An 18,547-nucleotide genomic window follows, 5' to 3' on the forward strand; every position below is an offset into this window, starting at 1 on the left:
CCTACCGTGGCGCGAGGACATCAGCGTGGCCATGGCGCCGACACCAGCTCACGATGTAGCGCGCGTGCAGACCGCACCACCGGAAGACAGACGCCTGTGTTAGCGGCAGGCGTTCGTCGTGTTCGTTGCGGGCACGCATCATGGGACCTACGTAGTTGGACGCGACCTTGCTCGCGGTGTTGGCGGACACGCGCGCCACCTCCGCCAGGGTCGCGACGTCGGCCGCGTTGCCGGCGGCGATCGCCCCGGCCATGCGCGCCGCAGTGGTTCCGCGGCGTCCGTTGAACATCTCGAACAGGGATGGGCGCGAGCCCGACTCAGGCCGACTGGTGATCCGCTGGCCGTAGGCGACAGTCCGTAAGGACTCCACGAAGGTGTGCAGACCTGCGGACTTGGCCACCACACCGGAGACATCGGCAAGTCGTCGTGCCTCGGCGAGATGGTCCTCCTCCATCGAGTGGCCTTGCGTGGCCAGCAGGACGGGCGCGAGACGATCCGACGTGCGCAGCCCCTCGATGACGTCGAGGCCGTCGAAAGTCCACTCGAGTTCGGCGTGGTTGAAGATGAGGTCTGCGCTGACGACATCGAAACGCACGCGTGCCGCGATCGCGTTGCGAAACTCATCGCGATCCCGGGCGACTGTCACCAAGGAGCCCTCGACCGTTGCCTTGAGCGGGTCTGCCACCACGTGCCCGAGTGGCGAGGCGATGAGGATGCGGAGTCCGGTCGTCACCCGCGTCATCTTGCCGTACTGGTCCGATTCATGCGCGATTCCACCTCCGCGTCGCTCTTCGGGGGCGGAATCCGTCCGAACCCAGCACGAAAATGTCGTCACTGTGGCTGATCGCTCGGCGGGATCACCTCACTCTTGACGGGTACCCGATATCCCGCCGACGCCCGCCGTACCCCTTCCCGAGGAGTGTTCATGACCACCGACATCAGCCACGATCTCGACGTCCCCATGCGCGAACTCACTGTGCGGCAGCCGATGGCGGTGATCGCCGAGCACGACCTGGGTGATGTCGCACTGATGGCACTCCTCGAGGACTTCGGTCATCGGGTGAGCATCATCGATGTCGATGCGGAGGCCGACATGCTGCCACCTTGCCCGGTCGCCGCCGTGATCGTCCGCAGTGAACGACGATTGGCGCGGCTGAGCGAGTTGGGCTGGTTCCGCGACTCGAGAATCATCGGAATCGGGGTTCGACCGGACCCGTCTACCGGTGTCGGGCTCCCCGATTCGGCGTTCTCGGCCGGTGTCCTCCGGCAGGTACTCGAGAAGATCGCCCCGTCCCGCACGCGTCGCCGAGTTCGACTCAGCGACCGGGAGTGTGAAGTCGTGTTGACCTATGTGCTCGGTGCGACGGTTCGGCAGACGGCGGCGCAGCACTACATCGCCGAGAGCACCGTCCGCACACACCTGCGCCGCGTCACCGAACGCTATGTCGAGGCCGGACACCAGGTGTCGAACAAGTCGCAGTTGCTCATCGAGTTGATGGCCGATGGCTGGATTGATCGCAACCAACTGCTCCGTCGCTGAGTGCCGGCGGGGATATCCGCCGCGTGGCGCAGGTGGCGCTGCCCAGAGTTGTTCGGGGCCTGCCGCGTCTGCGACATCAAGGAGCCGCCCGCCAGCACGAGCCGTGGACGGGGCATAGTCGGCCGGTGCTGAGGCAAGCAACGCAGGTGAGGCGTCCGGCAATGCTGTAACCGCCCGCCTGCCCCCGGCATGTAGGACAAACGTCCAGCAGTCGCGCGCATCGCTCGCACGCAGTCACCTCGGCCCTCTCTGTAATGTCGATGCCTGCGACGGTAGTCCGCGGATGGACGAAGTGGTCTCCTCCAAAACGATGAAGTTGCGGGTGCCTCGCCGGGAATGCGAACGCGTGGCGGGTAATCCGTACACTTACCGCAGACATCGACGAAGGAGCGCCGGAGTGAGCCGACTTGCGCCACCCGATATTTCCGGAGACCCCGGGCCTGGTGCCGACTTCCTGCCTGTGGTTCCGCCGGAAGGTATCGACCGAGTGGGATACATGTCGCAGTACCGGCGGGCGATACGGTCGCCGATTTCCGACATGCACACCCTGACAGGAGAATTGCACGGCTGGTGCGGCGCGCTCGGACGTAAGGCGTGGTTCGGTGAGCGATACTGCGCCACCAGCGCACTGATGGCGCGAAGTCGTCAAGTGCGAATCGCCGACGCCGAGACGATCGCGAACTTTGGGGAGGCGTGCCACGACGCTGTCGCGCCACTGAGTCGATACACCGCCGGATGGTTCACCAGCTTGGCTGACGTCACCCCGGTCGGGTTGCGTAAACCCATCGGCGTCGCGGTTCGTGAAGCGCGCCGCGCCGCGGCACGCAGTGTGCGCCGGAGCCTGGCCGCGACGCCGGCCGTTCACGAATCCTTCGCCACGGTGCGCGACTTCGCGCTCGGACCCGGCAAGCGAACCGATGCCGACGAGGTCATCGCATTGGACACGTTCGCCACTGCGATCGCGAAACTGGTCCACAGAGGATTCACCGGTGACCATGTACTGACCGACGCCGATCGTGCCGACCTCGCCGATCTGGGCGATCGAGTGATGACCGAATTCGGCGCGGTTCCTGACGAACCACTCTCGGACCGGCGCCGGGACGAGCTGCGCGGGGTCGCGGTGGAGTTCTTGAACCGGGTCATCGCGGAGCGCTTCGGGAACAGGGCGTTCGACCCGGATCACCTGGCCGAAGCGTACGAACGTGTGGTGACGACTTACGTGAATCGACTGCATGCGGGAAAGGCATTGGAGGGCACCGAGTTCTACCTACTCGTGCGTCTCGACGCGGTCCGGATCGATGAATGGCGGCGCGGCACGATTCGGCGCCGCCGCCAGACACACCTGGTGACCGGTGACGACCAGGGGAGCGCCCGCGCCGACGATCGGCTGGAGGACACGACCGCACCGTCAGACTCAGGTCCGGACGACCTTCTACGTGTCGCTGCGACGCTGATAGGCCAGGATCGCGCCAGTCGTGTCGACGGTGAGTTGTGTTGGGAGGCACGAACAGCGATGGCCCTGCTGACCGCAGGCCTCGATCTGGATGGGTCCCAGCAGGTTCTTCGGGAGACGATCTCGGGCCGTTGGCAAGCAGAACAGCCAGGTGACTCACGCAGCCAAGCGTCGTCGGCCGCCGAAATGACAGTGTTGTTGATGATGCAGACCGCTGTCACGCGAGCTCGTCGCGTCTTCGACGCACACCTCCGCCCGGAGGAGGCATCGTGAGTGGGACGGTGAGACACAGGCCGGACGGGAGCATGGAATGGCGAGCCGAGCACCCCGAAGCCATCCTGCCGATCACGGTGACCATCGGCGGTGTGGCCATCACCGTCGACGCCTTGCTGCCCGAAAGGCCGGTGGGGCTCACGGCGGAATCCGGCGAATCCCTGCGCCGGTTGACGAACGGCTTCGCCCTTCCGTCTTCTTTCGAAGAGCTGCTCGGTGCAAGCGACTCCGAGGCCGTGCCGGATCCGATCCTCGGCGACGAACTCGTCCGGCTCCTGACCGTGGCAGCTGTCGATGTCGTTCATCTCGGCGAGCTCGACGATGGGGTGTTGCTGCTCGACGCAGCCCATTCCCGGGCGCTCGTCGGAGATCCGATGACCGATTGGTACTACGCTCTTGCGGCATCGGTCCCGGGCCGTCTCGTCGACGAGATCGAATCGACGGATCAACTCGGCCCGATGGTCGACAGGTTGGCCGAGGTGATCGCAGCGGCGCCGACGGATTCCATGCCCGAAGATGAGCGCCGCGAGGCGCTGTCGCTGCTCAGCGCGCGCATTGATCGAGCTGATGCCGTATGGGACGTGTTTCAGGTGACGAGCGCCGGCGCCGAACTCGCCCTGGCATCCGAACTCGGTTCCATCTCCACAGTGACGATGGAGGTCGCCGACCTCGCATCGTTGCCTGCCCGCCTGCTGCGTTTCGACGGCCCGGAGGAGCCGGAGATCGAGGTGCACGAGAACGCGGACGGGTCGATCGAGATCTCGGCCGCGATTCGGTCGAGCGTCGACGCGGAATCAGTCACCGCCGAGGGGATATTCGCCGTCGCAGCCGACCGTTCCTCCGGAGAGATACTGGCGTTCGCACAGGCTGTCGCGGTGGACGGCCGGGTCGTCGCACGCATTGACGATCCGGATGGTTTTGTCGAGGGCGCACGATGTGCGTTTTTGGGGGCCGATGCCGACCTTTCGGCACTGCGACTCGATCCATTCGGCATGTCCGTCGCCCGGGTCGACCGTCACTGCCGCTACGCCTGGACTCGGTATCGGGCGGCTGGCGCCATCCGCGCCGGCCTGGGGGTGGTGGACGACGAGAGCCGGATAGCGGCCGCGGCGCAGATGGCGGATGCAGAACAAGTTGGTGCCGCCGAGGCGATCGATCAGGCCCGAATGCTCTTGCGACAGATGACGCGACGGTGGGGTGACACTGATCGGTCCGCGCTCGTGGCGTCCTATCGCGACATCCTGGTCTCTCTCGCAGCCAGATTCTCCGAACCACCGCCCAGCGATGGCGCGGCAGGCCCGACGCTCGCCGAACTGCACATGATCGGGCGGAGGTGAACCCGGCACCCGCGTCGGAGTTGCTGATCCGAGCTGTCGACGCGGACAGCACGTACGTGTCGTTCCGCTGGTTGGACAACCCGGACCATCCGATCGTGCATGCGATACCCGCATCCACCATGCGTCGCTTGCTGGCCCGGCTCGACTCCGCACTCATCACCACTGACGCCGACACCGAGATCGACCATCCCACTGGAGATGCCGAGGGCGATGCGGTCCGAAAGGCGTTGTCCGGTCAATTCACTCGGTACTGGAGCGAGTACACACTGAGTGAAGCGTTCGCGCGGGCCATCGTGCCTGCACAGATAATGACCGAGATAGGCGATCGGGCTAGGCACGGTCGGATCTCGATCCGCGTCACGCCGAGCAGGTCTCTGGCGAGGGTGCCGCTGGAGCTGCTCGTCATCGATGATGACCAGCGGCTGATCGAGCTCGCCGACGTCGTGTACGAACCGCCCGCGGCACTCCATCTGGGGCGGGCCCGGACCCCGGAGCCCTGGACAGGAGCGGTTCCGCAACGCCCGGTTCTGTATTTGGTGGATCCGAGGTTGCCGGCCGGATCTGGACTGAGGCAGGTGCTCGCCACCTCATCGTCGCGCGGCCTCGCGACAACAGGAGGCTCAACCAACGAGGGCCTCTTTCGAGACCGAATCGTTCGGCATCCGACGACCGATCTGTCGGGCATCGGGCGGGCCGTGAGCAGATGGGATCTGAGTGAAGAACTCAACGAATCGCGACCGAGTCGGCTGTTCTATTTCGGACATGTGAGTTCTACGGTTGACCAGCCCGGGTCTGCGGCCATCCACATGTACGACGACGAGCAGGTGTGGGGACTGGCCGCGTCGGTGAATCGAGCTCATCGACCGCTCACCGCACTGGATCTGCTGCTCGGTACCGCCAACCCCGAAGTCGGTCCCGAGGACGCTGATCCTGTGCGGGACAGGAGATCCGGGCATCAATGGTGGCCAATGCCTCCGCGAGTGGCGGTGATCGCATGTGAGGGTGGGGTCGACTATCGGAGCTCGGAGACCTTCGGACTGCTCGTCGCCATGTTCGGCGGGGGCGCCCAGATCGTCACCACAACACGCTGGACGTTGCCCTCAGACGCGGCTTTCGACAGGTTCGCCGGTGTGACCGCGGTTCCCGGTCCGACGACCGAACTGGCCCTGGCTGTGGACGACACGCACACGACGTCTGATCCTTCTGCCGCTCTGGCGGAATGGCAACGGACCAAACTGCAGCAGTGGCGTGACACGCCGGGACCAGCTACCTCACCACTCACCTGGGCTGCGGTTGGCACCCATGTCTGCGGGTATCGGCCCGTCACTGCGGGAGCGGCAAGTGCATCCCGAGGAAGGCCATCATCGTGACCGTGCCGGAGGACGGGCAGCACACAGAGGAATCGGATGAGGAATGGTCGAGACGCCTCGACGAACTAGATGAGCGGGCGCAACGGGCCGACGACGGCGGCAATCCGCGTGAGGTTGTCGAGGCCTACGTGGACCTCGCCGAACACCTTGCAGGCGTTGCCGATCACGATGTCGTGATCGAGTTGCTTCTCGTTGCACGCGAGGCCTGTCTCGAAGTCGATCCGGCGCGGGCCACCGAGCTTCTGCAAACCGTCGGTCTGCTCGCACACACCGCCGGTGACTTCGGATCCGCCTACGACGCGTTCGGAATCGCGTGTGAGGAGCTCTCAAGCGTCGCTGACCCGGAGCACTTCGCGAGCTCGCTGAACGACTTCGGCGCCATGTGCACACAGGTGGGCGAGTTCGACGAAGGAGAGGAGGTGCTCCGGATGGCCGAATCGATATATCTGGATCGCCGTCTTCTCCATGACGCTGCCGAAGTACGGCTGAACCTCGCGAACAACCTCTACCAGTCGGGCCGGGGCGCGGATGCGGAGCGGCTCCTCTCCGAACTCGTCGACTTCTTCGGACACGACTCGGTGCGCCAAGCGATGTGCCTGACGTCTCTGGCGGCGGTCCACGTGGAATCTGGTCGGGCTCATCTCGCACGACCGGCTTTCGAACGCGCGATCAAGATCTTCGAATCGGCCGGCGACGCAGAGCACGCTGCCGAGAGCCGGATGGGTTTGGCGCTGGTTCTACTCGGGTCGGGGGAAGTCGACCGCGGCGAGATACTACTCGCAGAGGTCATCGATTACTACGAGAGCATCGGGAAGCCCGATCGGGTTGCGATCTGCGAGTACAACCGCGCGAATGCTGCGACTGCCCGCCATGACTTCGCTGTCGCCGATGCCGCGTTCGACGCTGCGAGCAACGGGCTCGCGGCAGCGGGAATGCACCACCAGCTCGCCAAGCTGCAGTGGAATCGCGTCAAACGCCTCACGACCGAGGCCGCCCTCGACCCGCAGCGGCAGGCCACACTCGGCGCCGAAGCGGTCGACACCGCAGTTGCGTCCCTCATCGCGTCCGACTATGAGCGCTTCCAGTTCACGGACTCGTGGCGGCGTGCCAGGTGGCGCGACACGCTCGAACACCGGATGACGTGGACGTTCCTACTGGCCTACAAATTGGGTGCGACCACTGTCACCGCGGATCTCATCGACACGATGATCAACGCCGGGGTGTATGGCTTCTCGGGGACGCTGATGCCGGATGAACCGGTGGCACTGGACGTGTCGACCGGACCGCGAGCAGGCGCAGCCATGCAGGACGAACCACCGACGTCGCTCGTGCTCGGGCTCGCCGCCACGTTCCTGCGGACTGCCGAGTTGCCGATGGCGCCGCCACCGGCGTTGGTTGACGGGAACGGGCGTTTGCTCCTGGAACGTCAGCGCGCAATGGCTGCCGCACTGGATCCTGACCTCGCTGAAGTGCTGGAAACAGCACCGCGAGTGCAGATTTGGTAGAAAACTCGGACCATCGCCGCTACCTTCGATCACAGGGTCGAGGTCGATGATGGCGTGGGAGCAACTCGATCTTGTCCGACGTGACCTGCACACCATCGGTCGGTGTCAGAGCCTCGCTACTCCATTCATACGAATTTCGGCACTTACGTTGCCGCCCCCAAATCGCCCGCTTAGCATTGCAGTGCTGGTCCAAGCTATCCGCCAAAGAAGAACGGACACAACACATGACCACTGGCAAGAAGAAGCTCTCCGAGCTCGTCCGAAGCGCGGTCGACAGCGATTCCCTCCTGGCCGAGGCAGTTGAGCGGCTCAAGAGAGAGAAGGAGACCGACAGCGTCGAGTTCTTCCGTCACGGACAGTTCGGTTCGCACAACGCGTAGCGACTCGTGAAACTCTGGCCATACGACGGATCGTGCGATGCCACCACTTCGATAGCGGAGGGGTGGCGTCCCCATCCGATCAACGAGTTCATCTTCAAAATCCAAACGCGCTGCAATCTCAACTGCGACTACTGCTACGTGTACAACCTCGGTGATGATTCGTGGAAACAAGCACCCGCGGAACTCAGTGACGAACTGGTGGATGCGGCGGCGGCTCGGATTCGTTCGCACGCAATGCGACACGGCCTGCCGTCCGTGGCAGTGTCCATACACGGTGGTGAACCGTTACTACGCGGGATCAGCAGAATAGAGAACTTTGTCGGGCGCATGAAGTCCGGTCTCGCGCCGGTCCACGTGGAGATCTCGATGCAGACCAACGCCACCCTGGTGACCGAGCAGGTCGCTGCTCGATTGGCTGAACTCGATATCCACGTCGGGGTTAGCCTCGATGGTGGAGAGAAGTCGAACTCCCACAGGTTGGACCTCGGGGGGAAGTCGTCCTTCGCGCGTGTTGTACGCGGGATCTCGAATCTTTCGCGGTTCCCGGGCCTCGTTCAGGGGGCTCTCGCGGTGATCGATCTCGAGAACGACCCCGCCGACGTGTACGGCACGATCAAGGATCTCGGATTCACCAGCCTTGACGTGCTGCTTCCACATGGGACATGGGAAGCGCTACCGGTACGAAAGAACCCGGACCGTCGACTCGACGCATACGCGCCGTACGGGGACTGGCTGATCGAGTTGTACCGTGTGTGGTCCACCGATGAGTCACGGATACGGTTGCGTCTGTTCGATGACATCATTCACCTCCTACTCGGCGGGGAGTACTCGTTCGAATCCCTGGGCCTGGCACCGGCCCAACTCGTGACGATCGAATCCAACGGCGACATCGAACTGGTCGACAGCATCGGCTTCACCTACGACGGCGCGGCCGCCACCGGTGCGAATGTCATGACCCATGAACTCGACGAGGTCCTGACCCATCCCGGCGTAGTCTGCCGACAGATCGGGGCGCGAGCCCTGCCGGAGGTGTGCCGAAGCTGCCCCGTTCTCGAGGTGTGCGGTGGAGGTCTCATCTCCCATCGATGGGACTTGTTGAACGGCTTCAAGAACCAGACTGTCTATTGCTCGGACATGAAGAAGATCATCGACCACATCGACACTGATGTACGTGGGCGAGTGGAGCGGGCGGACACCGCCGGCGTCGGAGCCGCGGGGTGAACTCATCGAGTCCGCAAGCAACGGATGAGGTCGACGAATTCGGTCCCGATGATCGAGTCGTGGACGCGCTTGGCATCCCCAGCGCTCTGGTGAAGTCGGCCCTCGACGAGGGAATCGCGGCGCATGACTTCTGGGCTGTGATGACGGTGGTCGGCACATCGCAGATGCGACCCGACAACGACGCGGCGTTGATCCGCGATCTCATCGACTCCTGCGGGGGTGTCGACGGCAAACGCGTCGCGGACCTGGGGAGTGGCTGCGGGAGGTACGCGGCCGAGATCCACCGGCGCGGTGCGAGCGAAGTGGTCGGATTCGAGACATCCGGCACGCTCAGGCGGATCTCGAGAGCATTGCATCCGGCGGTACGTGTCGTAGGCGACTCGCTCAGCGACATCGGGGTGAGAGGCGCATTCGACGTGGTTGTCGCGTTGTCGCACATCCTGTTCATCAACGAGTCGCATGACGGGTTGCGGTCTGATCTCCGGAACATCCGGAGTGCGATGCCGGACTTCGGTGTCATTGTGGTGGAGCAGTTCTCGATCACCGCTGGGGAGAGGGTCTGGGCAGCGGTCGAAGGGACATCGATCACCGAACAATGCCACCTCGCTGATGAATCTTTGGTCCACCGGTTCGTGGTACGACGGGACGGCACAGCGATATTCGAGGAACAGATGAAATCGCTGCTTCTGACGGACGACGAGTTCGAGGAGATCGCACGGGACGCCGGCTTCCTGGTGAGTGCACGTCGCTCCGATGTGACGTCTTCCGGTGAGAAGTCGGAGTTATGGGTCCTGCGCGCGCAGAAAGGATTCAACTACCTCAGTGACATCGATTCCTTCCTGGAATCGTGGTTGGAGGGAGATCACGAGCGAAACAGATTGTCGCGTTCGCTCGTGGCCGACGCCGACGGGCGTGTGCGTCCCGAAGGGACGTTCGCATGGGGCCAAGGAGCCTCGGTCTCCCGGAACCATCCGGAGTTTCTAGAGTGCTTGGAGCCTGCGGTCACTAGCCTTGTTGTCGAACTGGTCACCGAGTGGAATCTGGTCACGTACTCCAGTTGCGACGGCCATCGAGTCTCGCGTGAGCCGTGCGAGGACTACACAGAATGCTACGTAGGTGTGGTCAGCTTCAGCGACGTTCACGAGCAGGCGTTGGTCAAGCTCTTTGAGACCGTATGTGCCGAGTTGGCGACCGATACCGCGCACCCCAGAGTTCGACAGCGTCCACTACTCGGCCCGCGTAGCAAGCATCCGGCCGTGGATCTACTGATCAACCGGCGCGGGCCGCATGTCACGTGGGCGAACTATCAGGTGGAGCGAGATCGACTTGTACACAGCATTGTTCAGCGTCTGAGAAGGATGCGACTTGAGAACTGACCGAGCGAGTGACGACATCTGGACCGAACTCGCTGACCTCGACGTCCGTCCAGAGCGGGCTTTGGGTGTGCTCGACCTCCTGAGCGGACGGATTCGCGGGTCATTCCGCACTCTCGCCCAGAGTCTCGAGGTTCCGTTCCCGGAGCTGTCGAGAACGATCTTCGAGGTACTCGAGATGGCGCCGCACGTGGTCGGCTACGGCGCGGGGTACATCTGGATGACATCGGTTCACAGTGCGATACGAGTAGACGACACAAACCGGTTCGAGGAGCTCGCAGCCGATTTTGAGCGATTCCGGGCGGCAGCCGCTGTGCTCTCGGGTAGCTCGTATGTTGCCGATGGCTTCCGCACCGACCTGCTCTCACGCGGTGCCGAGGGCGGGCCGGTGGTTTCCCTACCGTCTATCGGCGCCTTCGAACTGAACTCCGATTCGGGGCTCCGTATAGAGTCCGGCATTGTGCACGGGGAGTATCGGTCCGGACCGAGAACCGGCGGCCTGCGAGTCGACGCCTTCGAGAGTGCGTACCGGCTTCCCCGTTCGAAGTCGCTGTTCGATCTCGCACCCGAGGGTTGTTGGGAGACTGCGCACGAGGAGATCATTGCGGCAGCCGACATGGCGCACCAACTTGTTCCGACGCTTATGGATCGCTATCAGGCTGATGTCGTTCCGCTGAAGCGTGGGGAGCACACCTCGAACGCGGGTACGGATGAAGCCGCGCCCTTCGTGCTGTACTCGTCCTTTCGACGGACTCCGGTGGACTTGGTGGCCTGCCTCGCGCACGAGGAAGCGCATGCACTGATGAATGCGGCCGAGAAGATCCTCGGCGGAGTGCTTCCGGAGTCCGAGCTGACGATGCCTGTCCCGTGGAAACCGGGTGTGACCCGCACCCTGTCCGATGTCATCCACGGGCTCATCTCGTTCGGGCGAGCCGCCCAGGTCCGTGGGCGGGCCCTTTCGCTCGGCGTGTCCGATGAGCAGAACGAGGAAGCACGCGAACGGGAATCCCGATGGGTGCGTGAGGTCACAGCCGGCCTGGAGAACGGTGTGCTGGGTCCGCTGTCCGACGAACTCCGATCGTGGCTCGGACAGAATGTAGAAAGACTTGAGCCCGCACCACCGGAAGCCCGCGACGGCCGAGATGTGGTGGCGGTGGCAGGTGACTCGACCGACGCATGTCCGTGGGTGCTCTATCGATCGACGGGTACCAGGAACGCAGCGGCGGAACAGTATCCGGAGCTGAGTCAGGGCGAATGGCTTCGCGGATCGGGTGCATTCGGCGATCAAGATCGGCGGGATCTGGAGGTTGTTGTCAAGTCCCGGCTCGACACTGTTCTCACGCAGGAGATTCCCGAGCTCATACAGAGTCGATTCGGCACCAACGTCGTCCTGGAGGCCGTCAAAGCCCACCGGCTGCGGGAGGGCGATTCGATTCGCAATCACTCCGACCATGACGATCGAGCAGGTTCGTCGTCGACCGGGTCCTACCGTGCGGTGCTCGGCTGCACCGTGGCGCCGACGGCCGGCGGCGAACTACGGTTCACCGACGGTGATCGGGAGGCCTTCGTGGGACTTCCGCTGCGGTTCGGTGATGCGCTGATCATGAACATAGATGTGCCCGGAGGCCACGAAGTGACGAAAGTAAGCTCGAACACGTTCCGTTACACCGTCATCGCCACCTACCGGCGGGATGGAGATGCCTGATCCCCGCGATCGGAGGGCGAAGCTCGTCGTTGCCGACCTCCGGCCCAAGGTGATCATCTGGGATATCGACGGCACCCTTTGGGACGGCGTGATCGACGACAGCGTTGCGGGGGAACTTCGTCAGGGAGCTCAGCTGGTGCCGGCTTTGACCGAGCGAGGGCTGGTCAACTCGATCTGCTCGTACAACGAGACCGCGAAGGCCCGCCGGTGGCTTGAACAGCACGGGCTTGCCGACTACATCGTGTTCGAACAGATATCGTGGGAGGACAAAGCATCGGCGATCCGCCGAATGCTCGCATTCTTCAATGTCGCAGCCGAGTCGGTGGTCGTGGTCGACGATGATCTGCGGGTGCGCGAACGTCTTGCGGCCGATCTGGGCGTGACGACGCTGGCTCCCAACGACATTGAGACGGCTGATCTCGATTCATGGGGAGACGAATCGAGCGGTACCGAACGACTCGGACACTACCGTGTGCTGGAGCGCAGATGGAAGACACTCGAATCCCACCGGGCCAACTCACCTGGGAACGACCTCGTCCCGTTCCTGCGGGACAGTCGAATCACCGTCACTCCGGTTGACGTAGTGGCCAACAGCGGACGAATCGCTGAACTCTCGCAACGCAGCAACCGGCTCAACCTCACATCGAGTCGGATCGACCCGGAGGCCGTCGAAGAGCTAAGTCGCGATGGGGGACTCGTGTCCCGGGCCTTCCGCGTGGCCGACAGGTTCGGCGACTACGGACTGTGTGGATACCTGGTGGTGGAACCGAGTGTGTCGGTGAAGCACCTGCTCTGGTCATGCCGGGTGGTCAACCAAGGAGTTGTCGAGGCTGTCGCCGACAGGATTCGCACCGAGTTCGGGGTGACAGTCGATCACCCGGCCCTGATTGAGTTCGGCCGAGAGGTCGACTGGATCTCGGGTGTCGACGAGTTCTTCGGGCCTTGTTCGTCCATCGTGGAGCCTGCGGAGGCCGACCATCCGCCACCGGTCCTGAGTCAGGTCTGTCTCGTCGGTGGTTGCGACATGGATCTTGTGGCCGCGATGTGGCCACCCAGCGAGCATCTGGACGTTCTCGTCAGTGGGCTGACCAGTGCCGACGGTGTGCAGCAATACGGTCAGAGCAGCCTGCCGCTACTCGTGGGTGCAGCCGCGTACGGTGAAGAGTCGTTGAGAGTCAAGCAGATACCCTGGATCGGAGCGATCCCCTCGGTCGGCGACTGGGCCGAGGCAGATCTCGTCGTGATCAGTTTGTGGGTCGACTACAGCTGTAGCACCATTCGGCATCCGGAGGATCCCGACGAAGTGTGCGCGCCGGAGTACATCCGGTTGACTGCGTACAGCGACGACGCCGAATGGGGCCACTGGTTGGGCCAGTCAATGTGTAGGACAACATATCTCGGCGAGTTCATGCATGGGCCAGCGCTGACTGCCAGTGAACTGACGGGATACGTCGCGAAGTTGGCAGAGCTCTGCTCCGACACCACTGTCGCTCTGATCGGTGGTCCTGAGCTGTGCCGGGATGTCAGCTATCCATCGGGTGATGACCAGTACCGTCGCAATAAGACACTGAACGAAGCCGTGGCGGCTGAGGTGCGTAAGCATTCGAACCTGGTTTTTGTCGATATGAGTGCGATGGTGGACGGCGTCGGTCAACTCGCCTCGCCCGATGATCCGACCGGCTTCCACTATCGCCGTGATGTGTATGCGCGGATGGCAATCGAGCTTTCAGAGTTGCATGGGGAAGCGAGGGCCCGAGCGTACCGATCGCTTCTGGAGGCAGCGGAGACCGCGTTGTGAAGGTCGTGGGCGTGGGTCCGCGAGATGACTTCTACTGTCATGTGAACGGTGATTGGATCGATCAGCACGTGATGCCGCCGAACGTGTCGATCGACGGATCATTCAGGGACGCATGGAGAATGGCCGAGAGTCGTGTGCGAGATACCATCGCGTGCGAGCTGAAGGACACGCCTGTCTTCACATTCTGGTCCGCAGCGATGAGTGCATCGGATCCGTTGGTCGATCCGCACATCGTGTGCGCCGAGGAGCTGCAGGTTGTATCCACCCTGCGGGAGCCGTCCGACCTTCCCCGTGTGCTCGCCGAGCTCTACGAGATGGGTGTGACCGCCGCGCTGGAACTCACGGTCCGAACGGAACCAATTCTCGAATCGGGGGAAAAGCCAAATCGTCTGATCGTGAGGACGGTTCCCGGCGAGACGGACGACCGTGGGTCGGGCCCGGGCGTAGCGCAGAACCAGTTTACTTGTGATGACACACAGGCAAGTGCCCTCTCGCTCGACCTCGCTCACGCATGCCGGACCCGGAGTGCGGACCGAACTGAGAGGGTTTCTGTCCTCGACCTCTGCGATCGAGCCCCGTGTTTCGACTGGACCGGATGGCTCGACATCCAGGGCGTCGCATTGACCGAACAACTGAACGTGCAGGTCGTGGACGTCGAAGCGGTGGAGACAGTGGCGAACGCACTCACCGCGCACCCGCTCGCCGCCGTTCGGGAGTGGTTGCGATCACGAGTGATCCGGTGCCGCTACGGTCAACTGCGGGGTGGCGATAGCCCCGATGCACGACTGCTCGCCTGTCAACGGCTGACGGAACGCTTCTACGCCAAGGAGATTCTGGAGAGGTATCGACAACGTTTCGTCACTGAATCCCGAGTCGAGCAGGCGATGTCGATCGCGCTCGATGTCCGGAATGCTCTCCTGGAAATTCTCTGTCATCTTCCGCTCTCAGACGGTGGCCGACGCCATCTGGCCGAACAGATCGAGCGGGTCACCATCCGAGTCGGTCTCCCGGAGGCGAGACCGGTTGCCGCGGAGTTTCGGTGTTCGGACAACCCGTATGAGAATGTGCGCAACGCATTTCGAACTGAAGCTGCCGCCGTGCGAGCAACTCGGCATTGGCGGGAAGCCGCCGCCTGGGACCCGGCGAGGGCGTACAGCGCAACAGGGTATTACCACCGGGGTCGCGGGGAACTCCTGCTTCCGTGGGGCTTGCTCGACGAACCCTTCCTCGCCGACAACGGTGCGCCGGGCGCCAGCTTTGGGACGTTCGGTTGCATAGTCGGACACGAACTCGCCCATTCGATCGACCTTCACACCGAGGTCGACTTCGGAGATGACTCGCAATCAACGATGACGGTGTCAGACCTCCGGCGGGTGGCCGCCTGGCTGCACAGTCTGATCGACCAGAGTGACAAGGCGTTCTTTGATCCGATGTCCCGGCTGGAGTACGCAATCGACGCCGGTCGCGCACTCAACGAGGTCTTTTGTGACCACCTCGGGGTGTGGGCTGCGGCGGTCGCAACGAGTCATGCATCGCCTGGGCAGCAGGCGATGCGTGAGTTCTTCCGGGGCTACGCCACCATGATGCGTTCAGTCGCGACCGATGTCGAACGCGATGATCGCCTCTCCTACGATCCCCATCCCCCGGCTGAGGTCAGATGCAACTGGGTTCTTCGAAATCTGGACTACTTTCACGATGCCCACGCCACCACCAGCGGAGACCGGATGTGGGTCGAGCCGGCCCGTCGGCTGTGTCGGACACTCGAGGAGATGCCCGGTGAGTCGGGCTGACGTGTCGACCGATTCGTTCGCGTCCCTCGTCTCCGACGACGAGGTGTTACGCCATTTGTTGGAGGGAAGCGGGATCTCCTTGCCAGAGAGCGGATCGGAGATGTTGCAGGCATGGGAGTACAGCAGGCGATTCCTCGCCGGACTCATTCCGCGGCCCGGCACGCTGCTGGATTACGGCTGCGCCAACGGGTTTCTCCTCAAATGCCTTCAGAATTGGTCCCCGCACGACATCGTCCCTTTCGGCGTCGATATCGATGCCGCCCGTCTCCGGGAGGCGCGTCGGATCTTCTCAGAGGTTCCGGAGAACTTTGGTCTGGTCGGCCAGAGCGATGTGGTGGGTGAGGGGTTCCCCCGCCAGTTCGATCTGGTCTATTGGGCAGTCGGTGACAACATCGACTTCGCTGAAGCCGCGAACCAGCGGTGGCTGCGGAGCGTCCACGCGCTCACCGCTCCGGGCGGAAGATTTGTGATGGGGTTCTACGAATCGCCGACGGCGAATCGCGCCAAATTAGATGCCTTGTCGACGTGTGGTTTCCGCTTCCAGAGTGTGGTTCAGAATCCGCAGTCACCGGATGAACTCGCCATTTGGATCGACGTTTCACAGTGAGTGTGCACTCGGGCTCACCACCTGTGGGAACCCGGATGCCCGCCGGGGGTGGTTCGCGACGAGCAGATGAGAAACGTCCCCGTGCGGCCGGAACTCCGGCACACGGGGACGTTCAGTGGAATCTCTAGACGAGACTCAGGCCTCGATGATGAACTCCTCGAGCTGCTGACGCGCGACGTCGTCGGCGAGCTGCTTCGGCGGGGACTTCATCAGGTAGGCCGAGGCCGGGATGACCGGTCCGCCGATACCGCGGTCCTTGGCGATCTTGGCGGCGCGCACGGCGTCGATGATGATGCCGGCCGAGTTGGGGGAGTCCCAGACCTCGAGCTTGTACTCGAGGTTGAGCGGCACGTCGCCGAAGGCGCGACCCTCGAGGCGGACGTAGGCCCACTTGCGGTCGTCGAGCCACTCGACGTGGTCCGACGGGCCGATGTGGACGTTCTTGTCGGCGATCTTGCCGGCCAGCGGACCGTTCAGGTTGGAGGTCACGGCCTGGGTCTTGGAGACCTTCTTCGACTCCAGACGCTCACGCTCGAGCATGTTCTTGAAGTCCATGTTGCCGCCGACGTTGAGCTGGTAGGTGCGGTCGAGGGTGACGCCGCGATCCTCGAACAGCTTCGCCATCACACGGTGGGTGATGGTGGCGCCGACCTGGCTCTTGATGTCGTCGCCGACGATCGGGACACCGGCGTCGGCGAACTTCTGGGCCCACTCGGGGTCCGAGGCGATGAACACCGGCAGGGCGTTGACGAACGCGACGCCTGCGTCGATGCAGCACTGGGCGTAGAACTTGTCGGCCTGCTCCGAGCCGACGGGGAGGTAGCTGACGAGGACGTCGACCTCGTTGTCCTTGAGGGCCTGGACGATGTCGACACCGGAGCCGTCGGCCTCGGTGATGGTCTCGAGGTAGTACTTGCCGAGGCCGTCGAGAGTGTGGCCGCGCTGGACGGTGACGCCGGTCGGCGGCACGTCGGCGATCTTGATGGTGTTGTTCTCGCTCGCGAAGATCGCGTCGGACAGGTCGAAGCCGACCTTCTTGGCGTCGACGTCGAACGCGGCGACGAACTCGACGTCGCGGACGTGGTACTGGCCGAACCTCACGTGCATGAGGCCGGGAACGGTGGAGCTCTCGTCGGCGTCCTTGTAGTACTGCACGCCCTGCACCAGGGATGAAGCGCAGTTTCCTACGCCCACAATGGCAACGCGCACCTTATTGGGCTCACCCATGGTCGGGTTCTCCTTCTTCTCGCGGCATCGCAGTCGTTCGCTGCGCAACCGGTGTTTTCCGTTGCTCGGGTTCGTCGAGCTGTTCGTCCCGGCTCGGCGTCGAGTCCGGGTCTTGATGTTCGTCATCGGCTCGTCCGGTGGAGGCCGTGGGCCGCCCCGGATCGAACGGTGACCGTTCGCCGTCGGCGAGGTCGTCGTCGAACTGTCCGTCGAACGGGTCTGGCGACCCGTCCTGCTGGGAGCTCTCGGCCGCGATCAGCTCGTTGAGCCAGCGGACCTCGCGTTCGCTGGATTCGAGGCTGAGCTGATGCAGCTGACGGGTGTACCGGTCGACGGCCCGGTTGGACCGCCCGACGATCTCCCGCAACCCTTCTCGACGCTCCTCGACCTGCCGCCGGCGTCCCTCGAGGATGCGCATGCGCGCGACCGCCGGGGTGCGGCTGAAGAACGCCAGATGCACACCGAAACCGTCGTCGGTGTAGTTCTGGGGTCCGGTGTCGGCGACCAGTTCCGCGAACCGTTCCCGGCCCGCGTCGGTGAGCTGGTAGACGCGCCGGCCTCGCCGCACCTTCACGCCCAGGGGCGTCTCCGGTTCGTCGATGAGGCCGTCGGCCTGCATGCGACGCAGCGTCGGGTAGAGCGATCCGTACGAGAACGCACGGAAGGCGCCGAGCAGGCCGGTGAGCCGCTTGCGCAGCTCATAGCCGTGCATGGGGGATTCGAGAAGCAGTCCGAGAATGGCCAACTCGAGCACTTCGCCACCCCCTTCGCGGTCCTGCCGATGACTGTCACTACTTCCTCGGATCGATGTGCCGGCACGCTCTGACGAGCCGACACCTCGTTCCGATGTGTTTGCCAATGTATCGCACCGATATAACCGTGTCCACGAGCGGTCGGTCGGCGGGAGGACGGACACGCGACGACGCCACCACGCGGCGATCGACCATCCCGGGTGTGGGTCCGTCGGA

Annotated in this window: 15 protein-coding genes; 12 read left to right on the plus strand and 3 right to left on the minus strand. The window is 63.6% G+C overall.

Annotation, left to right across the window (positions count from 1 at the left end; genetic code table 11):
* Position 1 precedes the first annotated feature (1 nt).
* Positions 2-733: a response regulator gene (locus B1818_RS09030; RefSeq protein ID WP_254859620.1), complete on the minus strand. Its 732-nt coding sequence runs from the start codon at positions 731-733 to the stop codon at positions 2-4.
* Between the two features lie 192 nt (positions 734-925).
* Between B1818_RS09030 and B1818_RS09035 the strand changes: the two genes are divergently transcribed.
* The 12 genes from B1818_RS09035 (at position 926) to B1818_RS09085 (ending at position 16,352) form a co-directional block, all read left to right on the plus strand.
* The gene (locus B1818_RS09035) at positions 926-1,540 is read left to right on the plus strand and encodes a LuxR C-terminal-related transcriptional regulator (RefSeq protein ID WP_078112622.1); all 615 of its coding nucleotides are present in this window, start codon (positions 926-928) and stop codon (positions 1,538-1,540) included.
* Between the two features lie 538 nt (positions 1,541-2,078).
* Positions 2,079-3,266, plus strand: coding sequence for a hypothetical protein (locus tag B1818_RS09040; protein ID WP_137810162.1), 1,188 nt, complete (start codon positions 2,079-2,081; stop codon positions 3,264-3,266).
* Positions 3,267-3,298: 32 nt separating this feature from the next.
* Positions 3,299-4,603 (plus strand): hypothetical protein, encoded by a 1,305-nt coding sequence (locus B1818_RS09045; RefSeq protein WP_078112519.1) that lies wholly within the window; start codon positions 3,299-3,301, stop codon positions 4,601-4,603.
* 71 nt (positions 4,604-4,674) lie between these two features.
* A complete protein-coding gene (locus tag B1818_RS09050) occupies positions 4,675-5,973 on the plus strand; it encodes a CHAT domain-containing protein (protein WP_240199002.1) in 1,299 nt (432 codons plus the stop codon).
* A complete protein-coding gene (locus tag B1818_RS09055) occupies positions 5,970-7,478 on the plus strand; it encodes a tetratricopeptide repeat protein (RefSeq protein ID WP_078112521.1) in 1,509 nt (502 codons plus the stop codon). The genes B1818_RS09050 and B1818_RS09055 overlap by 4 nt, the downstream gene beginning before the upstream one ends.
* 224 nt (positions 7,479-7,702) lie before the next feature.
* Positions 7,703-7,858, plus strand: coding sequence for a hypothetical protein (locus B1818_RS24170; RefSeq protein ID WP_176455904.1), 156 nt, complete (start codon positions 7,703-7,705; stop codon positions 7,856-7,858).
* Positions 7,859-7,864: 6 nt separating this feature from the next.
* Positions 7,865-9,079 carry an FxsB family cyclophane-forming radical SAM/SPASM peptide maturase gene (locus tag B1818_RS09060; RefSeq protein ID WP_078112522.1) on the plus strand — a complete coding sequence of 405 codons (1,215 nt, stop codon included), beginning with the start codon at positions 7,865-7,867 and terminating at the stop codon, positions 9,077-9,079.
* 59 nt (positions 9,080-9,138) lie between these two features.
* Entirely contained in the window at positions 9,139-10,455 is a 1,317-nt protein-coding gene (locus tag B1818_RS09065) for a hypothetical protein (RefSeq protein WP_078112523.1), read from the plus strand.
* Entirely contained in the window at positions 10,445-12,157 is a 1,713-nt protein-coding gene (locus B1818_RS09070) for a 2OG-Fe(II) oxygenase (protein WP_139363003.1), read from the plus strand. The genes B1818_RS09065 and B1818_RS09070 overlap by 11 nt, the downstream gene beginning before the upstream one ends.
* The gene (locus tag B1818_RS09075) at positions 12,150-13,955 is read left to right on the plus strand and encodes a hypothetical protein (RefSeq protein WP_137810158.1); all 1,806 of its coding nucleotides are present in this window, start codon (positions 12,150-12,152) and stop codon (positions 13,953-13,955) included. The genes B1818_RS09070 and B1818_RS09075 overlap by 8 nt, the downstream gene beginning before the upstream one ends.
* A gap of 119 nt (positions 13,956-14,074) precedes the next feature.
* Positions 14,075-15,745 (plus strand): M13-type metalloendopeptidase, encoded by a 1,671-nt coding sequence (locus B1818_RS09080; RefSeq protein ID WP_176455905.1) that lies wholly within the window; start codon positions 14,075-14,077, stop codon positions 15,743-15,745.
* Positions 15,732-16,352, plus strand: a complete 621-nt coding sequence (locus tag B1818_RS09085; protein WP_171011644.1) for a bifunctional 2-polyprenyl-6-hydroxyphenol methylase/3-demethylubiquinol 3-O-methyltransferase UbiG — start codon at positions 15,732-15,734, stop codon at positions 16,350-16,352. The genes B1818_RS09080 and B1818_RS09085 overlap by 14 nt, the downstream gene beginning before the upstream one ends.
* Before the next feature lie 135 nt (positions 16,353-16,487).
* Here the strand turns inward: B1818_RS09085 and B1818_RS09090 are convergent, their stop codons facing one another.
* Together B1818_RS09090 and B1818_RS09095 are read right to left on the minus strand one after the other, a co-directional pair.
* Complete coding sequence (locus tag B1818_RS09090; protein WP_078112528.1) at positions 16,488-17,579, minus strand: inositol-3-phosphate synthase; 1,092 nt, start codon at positions 17,577-17,579, stop codon at positions 16,488-16,490.
* On the minus strand, positions 17,572-18,333 hold the full coding sequence (locus B1818_RS09095; RefSeq protein ID WP_078112529.1) for a PadR family transcriptional regulator: 762 nt from the start codon (positions 18,331-18,333) through the stop codon (positions 17,572-17,574). The genes B1818_RS09090 and B1818_RS09095 overlap by 8 nt, the downstream gene beginning before the upstream one ends.
* Between the last annotated feature and the right edge of the window lie 214 nt (positions 18,334-18,547).

It is taken from the genome of Gordonia sp. IITR100, from assembly GCF_002009645.1.
Classification (GTDB): domain Bacteria; phylum Actinomycetota; class Actinomycetes; order Mycobacteriales; family Mycobacteriaceae; genus Gordonia; species Gordonia hongkongensis.